Below are 11386 nucleotides of genomic sequence, written 5' to 3'. Positions count from 1 at the left end.
ATGAGCTCGCAGCACCCCTCTCGCCCGGAGATCCGCCTCAGCGATCAAGAACGCGGCACCGCCATGGACGCTCTGGGCCGCGCCTTCGCCGAAGGCCGGCTCACCATGGACGAGTACGACGAGCGCTGCCGGCAGGTCACCGCCGCCACGAAGCGCTCCGAGCTGGCGCAGCTTTTCGACGACCTGCCCGCCGACCTCCAGCACTCCCCCGCCGACGGGCCGCTGTACTCGGCCGCCGAGATCGCAGAAGCCCACCGCGCGGGTAAGAAAACCCGCCTGGGGGTGATGAGCCTGACCACGGTGGGCACGTTCGTCGCCACGCCGCTGTTGATCCTGGTCCACCCGGGTTTCAGCGCGCTCATCGCGATCATCCCCACGGTGTTCATCCTGCTCTACATCATGAAGATCGGCCCGGCGAGCTGGTTTGCCCCCTCGCCGCGGGCGCTCGAAAAGCAGCGGCTGCGCGAGATCCGCGCGGCCTATGCCTTAGAAAACGCCGAGCGCCAAGCCCACAACGAGGCCCGCCGCGAGGAGCTGCGCGCGCAGCGCTCCCAGCTCGCCGGGGAGCTGACGAATGAGGCGATGGGCTTCGTGAAGCGCTCCATCGACCGGATGCGCAAGTAAGTTATGGCGCCATAGACAGGTATGAACGAGCCCGATTCCTCCCAGCCCCACCCGCAGCCCACCCCGTGGCGCCGCCAGGTACCCACGTTCGATCAGTCGGATAAGCTGAAGAACGTCTTCTACGACCTCCGCGGCCCGCTCGCCCAGGAGGCCGAGCGCATGGAGGCCGACGGGCATTCCATTTTGAAGCTCAACACCCGCAACCCGGCCATCTTCGGCTTCGACGCCCCGGATGTGATCATGCGCGACATGATCGCCAACCTGCCGGTCTCCCAGGGCTATTCCACCTCGAAGGGCATCCTGCCGGCCCGGCGCGCCGTGGTCACCCGCTACGAGCTTATCGACGGCTTCCCCACCTTCGACCTCGACGATGTCTACCTCAGCAACGGGGTCTCGGAGCTGATCTCCATGACCACCCAGGCGCTGCTCAACAACGGCGACGAGGTCTTGATCCCGATGCCGGACTACCCGCTGTGGACCGCCTCTACCACGCTTTCGGGCGGCAAGCCCGTGCACTACGAGCTCGATGAGGACGACGAGTGGAACCCGAACCTCGACGATATCCGGGCCAAGATCACCGACCGTACCAAGGCGATCGTGGTGATCAACCCGAATAACCCCACCGGCGCGGTGTACCCGAGGCACATCGTCGACGGCCTCGCCCAGATCGCCCGCGAGCACGGCCTGATGATCCTCGCCGACGAGATCTACGACCGCATCCTCTACGACGGCGCCGAGCACATCTCCATGGCCGAAGCCGCCCCCGATGTGCTCACCCTGACCTTCAACGGGCTGTCCAAGGCCTACCGGGTGGCCGGCTACCGCGCCGGCTGGCTCATCATCACCGGCCCGAAGAACCAGGCCGCCGGCTTCTGAATCGGCCTGAGTTTTTCGGAGACTACGGGTAAAAGCCTTACTGGGCTCTTCTGGCGGTGTTGAATTCCTCGTAGTCCTGCTCGTATTCGATCGGGGGAACGTCACCGATCGACGAGTGCAGACGTTGGTGATTGTACCAGTAGACCCACGAGCCCGTTTCCGTTTCTACCTCCTGGGCATCCCTCCACGTACGACGTGGATCGAAGCCGATCAGTTCGGTCTTGTAGAGCCCGATCGTTGATTCCATCATCGCGTTGTCCAAGGCGTCACCGGCCGAGCCGATCGAGCCCTGCAACCCGGCCTCGACAAGGGCATCGGTAAACGCCATAGAGGTGTACTGGGCTCCCGCGTCCGAGTGGTGGACGATGCCGGTGGCGGTGAAGTCCATCCTCGTGCGCCGACGGGAAAACAGGGCGTGCTCCAGGGCCATGAGCACCATCCGGGTGTCCATGACCGTGGTGACCACCCAGCCGAGGATCATTCGCGAATAGGCGTCGACAATGAAGGCGACGTAGCAGAAGCCCTCCCGGGTCCAGACGTAGGTGAAGTCCGCGATCCACCACTGATCCGGGTGCGACGGATACGCCCACCGCCGGTTGATCAGGTCCGGGTGCCGGCGGTGGGCCGGGGTGGCCACGGTGGTCTTCTTGCGGTGCATCCCTCGTGACACGCCTTTGATTCCGGTGATCTTCATCAGTTGTTCGACCTGGTCACGGCCAACAGTCATGCCGTCACGGATGACGGACTTCCAGAGTTTGCGCCGGCCGTAGACCTTGCGGTTGGCCTCCCACAACCGGTAGATGCGGTGGGCGGCATAGGCCTCGTCGAGTTCGGCGTCCGAGGGGCCGAAGCCGCGGGCCTGATGGTCGTAAAAGGTGCTTGGGGCAATCGCGATGCCATGGGCAGTCAAGGTTTCGCAGATTGGCCAGACCCCGAAGCGGTGGCGGTAGGTGCGGATGAACTCCACGATTACCGAAGTTTGCGGTCGAGCTTAAGCCTGGGCGAAAAAAGCCGACGCCGTTTTCAAAATCTCATTGGCGCGTCGCAGCTTGGCCACTTCCTTGGCCTGCTCGTCGTAGGCGGCCTGGAGTTGCTGGTAGGACAGGGAACCGGGCTCAGGAGCTTCGGCCTGCTTTTCCTGTTTGCGGATCCAGTTGCGCAGGGTGGATTCCTTCACACCGAGAAGTTCACCGATCTCCCGGCGGGCGCCCGCCTTGGAGATGTCGCCTTCCTCGAGGCGCTCGAAGTACATGCGCACCGCGCGCTCCTGCGTGGCTGCGTCGTACTGACTGGGTCGTGCCATGCTGATCTTCCTCCTAGGGTAAAACCTAGTCTCCGACCAACCCAGGCCGCCTCAGACCGTTGTCGTAGGCGTCGCCGACTGTGCCGATAGACCCGTCCATCTGGTAAACGGCCAGCAGCCGGCGGAGATCTGTGGAGGTGTACTGTGAGCCTGCATCCGAGTGATGGATCACCCCGGCCGATTCAAAGTACGGGTCCTGGCGCTGGCGTAGCGCCAGTGCCTGTCGCAGCGCACGGATGACCAAAGATTTCGTGGCTCGGGTGTCTACGACATACGCCAGGATCTCACGGGTGAACACGTCGGTGGCAAAAGCCACGTAGCTGAAACCGCAGCTGGTGTGCACATACGTGAAATCCGCGACCCACCACTGATCGGGGCGCTGAGCCTGCGACCAGGCCCGTTGAATACGATCCGGGAAACGCTCGGCGGTGGGATCAGCAACGGTGGTGCGTGTGGTCTTGCGTCGGAGTACACCCGCGATTCCAAGGATATTCATCAGACGTTGCACCTGGTCACGGCCGATGTTCCAGCCTGCCCGGTGGGCGGGTTTCCATAGTTTTCGTCGTCCGTAGATCCGCCGATTGGCCCGCCACAGCTCAAAGAGCCGGTGCGCGGTGTAAGCCTCGTCCAGCTCGGCAGGGGTGGGCCCGAAACCACGGGCCTGGAAGCGGTAGAACGTTGCTGGTGAAATAGCGTATTCATGCTCGCCCGAGCACGCGGCACATCCGCTCGATGGAATACAGGTGCCGGTGAGTGCGGGTCAAGTCCACGATTACTTTAGTGTGTGGTCGAGCTTAAGCCTGGGCGAAAAAAGCTGAGGCCAGCTTCAAAATCTCGTTGGCTTCTTTGAGCCGGGCATTTTCTTTGCGCAGGGCCGCAAGTTCCGCGTCTTTCTCGGCGTCGGATTGCTCGACGGTGAGGTCCACCTTTTTCTCTTCTGCGCGTACCCAGTTGCGGATAGTGGATGTTTTGATGCCGATGACAGCTTCGACAGCGCGTAGCGTGGCTGCCTTGGATGAAGCACCGTCAGCGAGCTCCTCGAAGTACAGGCGCACCGCCCGCTGGCGGGTCTCCTGATCGTAGAGGCTGATAGCCATGATGTTCCTCCTGCGTTACATCATGCCCTCTCACCAACCCAGGCCGGTTTAATCAACCAACTAGCTGTGGCATACCCAGACCGATTCGCGGAATACCTGTAAACCAACCCCCCGCACACAAACTATCGGACGCTCTCGATAGGTGAGTCAGTTGCCCTCATGGCCGCTGAGACCGAACGCGACCTGATTGAGGCCCTCGTCGACCTTGATGAGATCATCCACACTCGTGGCGTCGGCACGGCCTATGAGCAGAAACTGTTCGCAAACCCAGCGTCCTTAAGGCCTCTGAGAAGGGATCTTGAGGCCATGACTACCAAGCGTTCTGTCGCACCGGATGCCGGAAGCAGACTCGCCGCGATCGCTGAGGCGGAGGCGCTACGCTTCGACGTGCGACGGAAGTTGGACGAGGACACGTAAAACCCCTCGCATGCGCCGCCAGCTAGACTCTTAAACCGTGTTGCGCACCATGTTGAAATCCAAGATCCACCGAGCCACCGTCACGCAGGCCGATCTGCACTACGTCGGCTCCTGCACGATCGACGCTGACCTCATGGAGGCTGCTGACATTTTAGAGGGGGAGCAGATCGACGTCGTTAACATCAACAACGGCAACCGACTGACCACCTACGCCATCACGGGCGACCGGGGCACCGGCGTGATCGGCATCAATGGCGCCGCCGCCCGCCTGATCAGCCCCGGCGACCTCGTCATCATCATCGGGTATGCGCATTACGAGGAGCAGGAGCTTAAGGACTACAGCCCGCGGGTCATCTTCGTCGATGAGAACAACAAGCAGGTTGAGCTCGGCGAGGACCCAGCCCACGCGCCGGCGGGTTCCGGCCTGATCAACCCGCGCCATCTGGACTAAGCTCGCGAACCCGGCAGCACGCCGCGAAATGTGAGACGCTATCTCACGATGTCTACACAGCAGGTTAAAGGTAACGTCGCCGAGGTCTTCTCCGTCTTCCTCCGCCACGGGCTGACCTCCTTCGGAGGGCCGACGGCGCACCTCGGCTACTTCCGCGACGTGTTCGTATCCAGGCGCAAGTGGATGAGCGAGAAGACCTACGCCGACTTGGTCGCCCTGTGCCAATTCCTGCCTGGGCCCGCCTCAAGCCAGGTAGGCATGGCGGTCGGGCTACAACGCGCCGGCTACCTCGGCATGTTCGCGGCGTGGTTCGCGTTCACCATGCCGTCGGTAATCGCGCTTGTACTCTTCGCCCTTGAGGTCGCGGTCATGGGGGACATCTCCGACGCCGGGTGGCTGGCGGGCCTGAAAGCCGCGGCGGTCGCCGTCGTTGCGCACGCGGTTCTCGGCATGACAAAGTCGCTGATCACCGGCAAGATCCGCGCGGGTATCGCCCTGGCAGCATTCATCCTTGTGCTTTTAATCCCCAACCCGTTCGTCCAGGTCGGCGCGATCGTCGTTGGTATGGTCGCGGGGCTCGCAGCGCTCCGGGCGACTCCCGATGCAGACGATGACGTTGGGTTTAGCTCGCGGGTGCCGAAGAGCGTGGCGTTCGCGTCGCTCGCGGTTTTCGCAGCCCTGCTCGTGCTTCTGCCTGTGCTCGCGGCCGCGGCCAGCAGCACAACAGCCTTTATCGCTGACACCTTCTACCGCGCCGGTGCGCTCGTCTTCGGCGGCGGCCACGTTGTCCTACCGCTGCTGGAGAGCGCGACCGCGCCCACCGGGCTGGTTGACCACGACACCTTCCTCGCCGGGTACGGCGCCGCGCAGGCGGTGCCGGGTCCGCTGTTCACCTTCGCCTCCTTCCTCGGCGCATCCGCCCAAGGGGTGCACTGGGCGATCGGGGCCGTGGTGGCGACGATCGCGATTTTCCTTCCCGCCGCCCTCCTCGTCCTCGGGGCGTTGCCGCTGTGGGAGGGCTTGCGCAAGCACGCGGCCGCGGCGCGCGCAATCGCTGGTGCGAACGCGGCCGTGGTGGGCATCCTCGCCGCCGCACTGTACGACCCTGTCTTCATCGCCGGTGTGACCTCCGCGGCCACGATGGCTGTGGCTGCGGCATCGTTTACCGCGCTGCAGGCGTGGAAACTGCAGGCGTGGGCGGTCGTGATTGCCGCCGCCGTCATCGGTTTGATCGCGCTGTAGCTCAATAGAGCAACCTTGCACTTTCCGTAAGCGGTGTATTCTGGGACACGTACAATGAAAATTTTCTTTACAGCAAAGGAAGTGTCATGACTGACATTAAGAACGTTTCCGTCATCGGTGCAGGCGTCCTGGGCGCCCAGATCGCATTCGTCGTCGCCCACGCCGGGTTTAAGGTCACCGCATGGGACATCAACGACGACGCTGTTGAGGCCGCCAAGGGACGTTTTAACTCCATTGGCAAGTCCATGATCGCCGACCTCGACACCGCTAGCGAGGAAAGCGTCGCCAAGGCTCACGAGAACCTCTCGCTGACCACGGACATGGAAGCAGCCGTCGCTGAGGCGGACATTATTATTGAGGCAGTTCCGGAGAAGCTCGACCTGAAGCGCTCCACCTGGGAGAAGCTGGGCAAGGCAGCACCGTCGCACACCATCTTCTGCACCAACACCTCGTCGCTGCTCGGCAGCGAGATTGCGGACGCCTCCGGAGACCCGAAGCGCTTCATCAACACCCACTTCGCCAACCGTGTATGGGTCAAGAACATCGTTGAGATCATGCCGAACCCGGAGACGGACCTGAAGTACCGCGACATTGTCGAAGAGTTCGCCCACGAGGCTGACCTCGCACCCGTCGTGCTGAAGAAGGAGCAGCGCGCCTACCTCCTCAACACCATGATGGTTCCGTTCCTGCAGGCAGCGCAGTACCTCTACGTCAACGATGTCGCTGACGTCGACCAGATTGACAAGGACTGGCGCATCTCCATGAGCACCGAAATGGGTCCGTTCGAGATCATGGACATGATCGGCATGCGCTCCATCGTTAACGTTGCTGAGGGTTCCGGCGAGGACCAGCCGGAGTGGAAGAAGAAGTTCACCGAGCTCGCCAAGGAGATGATCGAGGAAGGTCGCTCGGGCCAGGGCGACGGCGAGGGTTTCTACAAGTACGACGACAACGGCAACAAGATCGAGAAGTAACCCGCCCGCGCTAGGGGTGCCGACCTGCTGATTTGTCGGATAGCGGGGCGTGTTCTATCTTTTAGGAGCCGCAAACGACAGAAAGAACGCGCCCCGTTCGTCTAGCGGCCTAGGACGTTGCCCTCTCACGGCGGTAACACGGGTTCAAATCCCGTACGGGGTACAACCAGCCCGGATTCCTGCATGGAGTCCGGGTTTTTCTAACCCAGCGCGCGCAGGTAACACACCCGCGTGATCACTTCCTGGCCCGCCCGCAGCAGTACACCGAGGATCGCCCACGCGCGTGTCGACGGCCGCGAGATCGCCTCAATCACAAAAGCCACCTCGCCACCGGCGCGCCGCTCCACCACGAAGCGCTCCTCGCCGCGCTCCGGGGGTCCGGGCAGCGCCGCGGACACAAACCCGATGCGGTTCGGCTCGTCGATGACCTCGGTAACACGGCAATAGAACCGTAAAGGGAGCACGCCCGGGCTCATCTCGACAATCGCGCCGGGAGTGACGCGGGGCACGCTCGACCGCACGCGAAACGCGCTGCGCTGCACCTCCCAGGACATGAGGCGTTCGCCGGCGGCGTGGAAAGGGGCGTCGATAAGCACCTCGTGGCGAAACCGCGTAGCGGGCGCGCCGGCATCGACAAGCATCGGCGCCTGCGCGCGCTTGGCGCTCGCAACCCCCGGTAAAATGCCTAGGCTACGCGTCGGTCTTCGGTCCAAGCTCGGCCTCCAGCACCTCTTGGGCGACCTTCATCGCGGACAGCGCGGCGGGCGCGCCGCAGTAACCACTGGCGTGGATGATCGCCTCGGTGATCTCCTCGCGGCTCAGCCCATTAGTCAGCGCGCCGCGCACGTGACCGCGCAGCTCCTCGGTCGCGCGCAGGGCGACGAGCATGCCGATGTTGAGCAGGCTGCGGTCGCGGCGACTCAGCCCCTCGCGCGTCCACACCGACCCCCATACGGTGGAGGTGATGTGGTGCTGCAGCTCCTCGCCGTCGGAACCCTTCGCGCGGGCGAGTGCAGCCTCGACGAACTCGTCGCCCATCACCTCGCGGCGCACGTTGATGCCAGCCTCAAAGCTGTTGTTCGGGGAAGTGGAATCAGTCATGCCACTCTAGTTTATGCGCGTGCTTATCGACGCAGTAGTGCCCCATAGAGTGGTGTAACTCGGTGGCCGAGCCCCTCTACGAATCCGTGTTGTGCACGGATGTAGAGCGGCCACCGTGTGATCCTTCGAGTCAACCTCTTACCGAATCCTCGAATGGAGTCATCACGATGACCGCACCTCATATTGTCGACCCTGCCGGCCTTCTTGGCCAAGCCCTCGCCGAGGCGTCGCCGGATCTGATGCGCGAGCTGTTGCAGACCATGATCAACGCCTTGCTGTCCGCCGATACCGATGCCGTCTGCGGGGCGGAGTGGAACGCTCGTTTGGCCGAGCGCACCAACTACCGAAACGGCTACCGCCACCGACCCCTTGACACCCGCGTCGGCACCGTCGACGTCGCCGTCCCCAAACTGCGTCAGGGGTCCTACTTTCCCGAGTGGCTGCTCGAGCGCCGCAAGCGTGCTGAGTCCGCGCTGATCACCGTCGTGGCGGATTGCTATCTGGCCGGAGTGTCCACCCGCCGCATGGACAAGCTGATCAAGACCCTGGGCATCGACTCACTGTCCAAATCCCAGGTCTCCCGCATGGCCGCCGACCTCGACGAGCAGGTCGCCGCGTTCCGGCACCGGCACCTGGATGAGGCAGGACCATTCACCTTCGTCACCGCCGATGCGTTGACGATCAAGGTCCGGGAAAACAAGCAGGTCGTCAAAGCCTCGGTGCTGCTGGCCACCGGGGTCAACGGCGACGGGCACCGCGAAGTCCTCGGCATGCCGGTGGCGACCAGTGAGACCAAGGCATCGTGGAACACCTTCTTCGCCGACCTGGTCGCCCGCGGCCTGGGCGGGGTACGACTGGTGACCTCTGATGCGCACGCCGGCCTCGTGGATGCGATCTCGGCGAATCTGCCCGCAGCCGCCTGGCAGCGCTGCCGCACCCACTACGCCGCGAACCTCATGGCGGTGTACCCGAAGTCCATGTGGCCGGCCGTGAAGGCCATGCTGCACAGCGTCTATGACCAGCCCACCGCAGACGCCGTCAACGCCCAGTTCGACCGACTATTGGACTACACCGAGCACCGGCTGCCCGAGGTCGCCGACCACCTCGGTGACGCTCGAGAGGACCTGCTCGCCTTCACCACGTTCCCCGACGACGTATGGCGGAAGATCTGGTCCAACAACCCCACCGAGCGGCACAACCGCGAGATCCGCCGCCGCACCGACATTGTAGGGATCTTCCCCAACCGCGACGCCATCGTCCGCCTCATCGGCGCCGTCCTGGCCGAGCAGACCGACGAATGGGCCGAAGGACGTCGCTACCTCGGCCTCGAAGTCCTGAGCCGATGCCGACTCACCCTGACCACCAACACCGACACCAGCCAGGCGACGGAGGTGAGCACCGATGAACTGATGCAACTACCCGCCTGACCACCAACGAAGGATCAAAAACGAGTTACACCACTACCAGGGGCTTGACCGGCGTTTACTACTTCTCCGAAATTGGTATGGACAATGGTCTGGTCGAATAACTCAATGCCACGACTTAACCGGGAGATTTGGCAATGCACTCATGTTGTCGGAAGTTTTCTCCGCCGGGATTCTATTCTCCGGCTCGTCGGCGGAGTAGTTGCCGGACAACTTGAAGAGTGATTTCAGCGACAGCGCAACATCGCACTGTCTAAAGAAATACTCGCTGTTTGAGTTACCGATGACGGTGCCACCAAAACGAACGAAATACTCGCGTTAACCACACCGAGTCCCATGTCCTCGAGGACCCTGAAAATGCCACTTTTACTGCCTACAGATTCAAAGCAGAGAAAATGTTGTCTAGGGCTCCACTGCCTAAGGGATAAGCTGAACGAGCTGTAAGAAAATCCCGTGGACACGCTAACGAAGCCCGCACTTTCCAAACCGTGCACTGGCCCGAGTGCGAGTGAGCGGCGTTCGGCTGGTGTTCAGTAGTGGTCGGACCAACAGGGGGCCGTTGTACCTGCGTCAGAACTAAACGGTGGTTGACACCGATATCGCGGGTGTAGGGATTTCCAAAGCAAACAGAAGCCTCGTTGACTGGACCCAGCATGAAAAATAGAACGGCCTGGGAGAAATGCTCCTACGTTCAATAAAATTGAACAGTAGTTGTACCTCTGCCCAGGCCCTGCCGATTATGCGGCTCCAAAACTATTTCGTTGGTGAAATAGTAGTGTCAGGAATTAATGCACCTTGTTGTAGGCGTCAATGATTTCAGACGGGATCTTGCCGCGCTTGGCAACCTCGATGCCTTGCTTCTTTGCCCACTCGCGCACTTCGCGTGGGTCGGTGCGCTTCGGCGTGGTGGCCTGGGCCGGGCGTGCGGCCTCAATATACGGTGCTAGTGCGGCGTGGAACTTCTCCGCATTCGCGTGAGAAAGGTCCAAGATGTAGTTCTTTCCATTTACGCCAAAGCGGACAACTTCCAGGTCCTCTTCGTTGATGGGTGAGTTATCGAGATCGTCAAAAAACTGAGTTACTTCGCGGCGTGCCATGTTACCTCCGAGTTGGGATTACCACTTCCAATATAGCCAATATAAAAGAAAAAGCCACAGTGTAAAAACTGTGGCTTTATGGATGCAGATTTAAGTTGTATTACTCGGTAATACGCTGCTGAATTTCTGCGGTTGTATTGTCAATCTCAGAGTTGATGGCCTTATGCGCCTGACGGCGCTGTTGTGGGGTCATGAACTCTGCATTATCGATAGCTGCGTCCAGCTCATCGAGGCGTTCACGCACGTCACGCTTAAAACCGGCAGGAAGATCGGTGTTTTCCAGGGAGTTACGAATACCGGCAGTACGGGCCTTGAGATCCGCACCGTGGCCGGCAAACTTAGACATCTGTTCCTGGGTAACACCGGCCTTATTTGCCTGGCGCTTTTCGTTCTTATCGCGCAGTGCAACATAGCCACGGTAAATCAGCGGCAGCAGCAGCGGCGCAGCAGTACGAGCGGCGCTGGCGTAGCGCTTGACGTTATCCGAGTTAAAACGGCCCTGGCGGATTCGCTCCAGCTCATTCTTGGCCATCTTGTACTCGTGATTACGGCGCTTCTTCAGGCCCTTCTGCTCAGACTTCAGCAGATCCTTTTCCTGCTTAGCCAACAGCTTCTGCTGGCGGCGCTCATTTTTAGAGTTGGCCTTAACCTCAGCGCGGGCACGCGCCTTCGCTGCCTTTGCCTGCGCGCGGGCTTCTGCGCGGGCCTTGCGAATCTTTTTCACAATGCTCAAAGTTTTTCCTCACGTCGATTACGTCTGGATTCAACATTACCTTGCTG

Annotated in this window: 12 protein-coding genes, 1 tRNA gene and 3 pseudogenes; 9 read left to right on the top strand and 7 right to left on the bottom strand. The window is 61.5% G+C overall.

The genetic code is table 11. The features are described 5' to 3' along the window. Together UL81_RS10840 and UL81_RS10835 are read left to right on the top strand one after the other, a co-directional pair. Positions 1-624: a DUF1707 SHOCT-like domain-containing protein gene (locus tag UL81_RS10840; protein WP_035106255.1), complete on the top strand. Its 624-nt coding sequence runs from the start codon at positions 1-3 to the stop codon at positions 622-624. A 21-nt stretch (positions 625-645) separates the two neighbouring features. Continuing rightward, positions 646-1497, top strand: a pseudogene (locus tag UL81_RS10835) (aminotransferase class I/II-fold pyridoxal phosphate-dependent enzyme); the annotation flags it as partial. 40 nt (positions 1498-1537) lie between these two features. Here UL81_RS10835 and UL81_RS10830 read toward each other — a convergent pair. The 3 genes and pseudogenes from UL81_RS10830 to UL81_RS10815 form a co-directional block, all read right to left on the bottom strand. Further along, positions 1538-2803: pseudogene (locus tag UL81_RS10830) on the bottom strand (IS3 family transposase). Between the two features lie 25 nt (positions 2804-2828). Next, positions 2829-3494, bottom strand: coding sequence for an IS3 family transposase (locus UL81_RS10820; RefSeq protein ID WP_201774407.1), 666 nt, complete (start codon positions 3492-3494; stop codon positions 2829-2831). A 103-nt stretch (positions 3495-3597) separates the two neighbouring features. Further along, entirely contained in the window at positions 3598-3900 is a 303-nt protein-coding gene (locus UL81_RS10815; RefSeq protein WP_035106258.1) for a transposase, read from the bottom strand. 159 nt (positions 3901-4059) lie between these two features. On the opposite strand from UL81_RS10815, the gene UL81_RS10810 reads away from it, so the two are divergent. The 5 genes from UL81_RS10810 (at position 4060) to UL81_RS10790 (ending at position 7147) form a co-directional block, all read left to right on the top strand. Further along, entirely contained in the window at positions 4060-4317 is a 258-nt protein-coding gene (locus tag UL81_RS10810; protein ID WP_035106260.1) for a hypothetical protein, read from the top strand. A gap of 37 nt (positions 4318-4354) precedes the next feature. Continuing rightward, a complete protein-coding gene (gene panD, locus UL81_RS10805) occupies positions 4355-4768 on the top strand; it encodes an aspartate 1-decarboxylase (protein WP_035106262.1) in 414 nt (137 codons plus the stop codon). 48 nt (positions 4769-4816) lie between these two features. Beyond that, on the top strand, positions 4817-6010 hold the full coding sequence (gene chrA, locus UL81_RS10800) for a chromate efflux transporter (protein ID WP_035106264.1): 1194 nt from the start codon (positions 4817-4819) through the stop codon (positions 6008-6010). 86 nt (positions 6011-6096) lie between these two features. Further along, positions 6097-6984: a 3-hydroxyacyl-CoA dehydrogenase gene (locus UL81_RS10795; protein ID WP_035106266.1), complete on the top strand. Its 888-nt coding sequence runs from the start codon at positions 6097-6099 to the stop codon at positions 6982-6984. A 90-nt stretch (positions 6985-7074) separates the two neighbouring features. Then, a tRNA-Glu gene (locus tag UL81_RS10790) sits at positions 7075-7147 on the top strand. 37 nt (positions 7148-7184) lie between these two features. Here UL81_RS10790 and UL81_RS10785 read toward each other — a convergent pair. Continuing rightward, on the bottom strand, positions 7185-7625 hold the full coding sequence (locus UL81_RS10785) for a DUF1990 family protein (RefSeq protein ID WP_046453593.1): 441 nt from the start codon (positions 7623-7625) through the stop codon (positions 7185-7187). A 49-nt stretch (positions 7626-7674) separates the two neighbouring features. Beyond that, the gene (locus UL81_RS10780) at positions 7675-8085 is read right to left on the bottom strand and encodes a carboxymuconolactone decarboxylase family protein (RefSeq protein ID WP_035106267.1); all 411 of its coding nucleotides are present in this window, start codon (positions 8083-8085) and stop codon (positions 7675-7677) included. A 167-nt stretch (positions 8086-8252) separates the two neighbouring features. Here UL81_RS10780 and UL81_RS10775 point away from each other — a divergent pair, with 167 nt between their 5' ends. Together UL81_RS10775 and UL81_RS12205 are read left to right on the top strand one after the other, a co-directional pair. Further along, positions 8253-9512 (top strand): IS256 family transposase, encoded by a 1260-nt coding sequence (locus UL81_RS10775; RefSeq protein WP_035106269.1) that lies wholly within the window; start codon positions 8253-8255, stop codon positions 9510-9512. 63 nt (positions 9513-9575) lie between these two features. Next, positions 9576-9734, top strand: a pseudogene (locus tag UL81_RS12205) (transposase); the annotation flags it as partial. Positions 9735-10294: 560 nt separating this feature from the next. Here the strand turns inward: UL81_RS12205 and UL81_RS10770 are convergent. Both UL81_RS10770 and UL81_RS10765 read right to left on the bottom strand, forming a co-directional pair. After that, complete coding sequence (locus UL81_RS10770) at positions 10295-10606, bottom strand: histone-like nucleoid-structuring protein Lsr2 (RefSeq protein ID WP_035106272.1); 312 nt, start codon at positions 10604-10606, stop codon at positions 10295-10297. A 100-nt stretch (positions 10607-10706) separates the two neighbouring features. Beyond that, entirely contained in the window at positions 10707-11339 is a 633-nt protein-coding gene (locus UL81_RS10765) for a DUF6474 family protein (protein ID WP_035106274.1), read from the bottom strand. Between the last annotated feature and the right edge of the window lie 47 nt (positions 11340-11386).

Source organism: Corynebacterium camporealensis, assembly GCF_000980815.1.
Lineage (GTDB): Bacteria > Actinomycetota > Actinomycetes > Mycobacteriales > Mycobacteriaceae > Corynebacterium > Corynebacterium camporealense.
The sequence above is the reverse complement of the archived record's forward strand: the minus strand, read 5'-3'. Positions and strand labels throughout refer to the sequence as shown.

Coding starts and splice junctions, on each gene's coding strand:
- UL81_RS10840 (WP_035106255.1), top strand. CDS start 1: ATGAGCTCGCAGCACCCCTCTCGCCCGGAGATCCGCCTCAGCGATCAA.
- UL81_RS10810 (WP_035106260.1), top strand. CDS start 4,060: ATGGCCGCTGAGACCGAACGCGACCTGATTGAGGCCCTCGTCGACCTT.
- UL81_RS10815 (WP_035106258.1), bottom strand. CDS start 3,900: ATGGCTATCAGCCTCTACGATCAGGAGACCCGCCAGCGGGCGGTGCGC.
- UL81_RS10795 (WP_035106266.1), top strand. CDS start 6,097: ATGACTGACATTAAGAACGTTTCCGTCATCGGTGCAGGCGTCCTGGGC.
- UL81_RS10770 (WP_035106272.1), bottom strand. CDS start 10,606: ATGGCACGCCGCGAAGTAACTCAGTTTTTTGACGATCTCGATAACTCA.
- chrA (WP_035106264.1), top strand. CDS start 4,817: ATGTCTACACAGCAGGTTAAAGGTAACGTCGCCGAGGTCTTCTCCGTC.
- UL81_RS10780 (WP_035106267.1), bottom strand. CDS start 8,085: ATGACTGATTCCACTTCCCCGAACAACAGCTTTGAGGCTGGCATCAAC.
- UL81_RS10775 (WP_035106269.1), top strand. CDS start 8,253: ATGACCGCACCTCATATTGTCGACCCTGCCGGCCTTCTTGGCCAAGCC.
- UL81_RS10785 (WP_046453593.1), bottom strand. CDS start 7,625: ATGCTTGTCGATGCCGGCGCGCCCGCTACGCGGTTTCGCCACGAGGTG.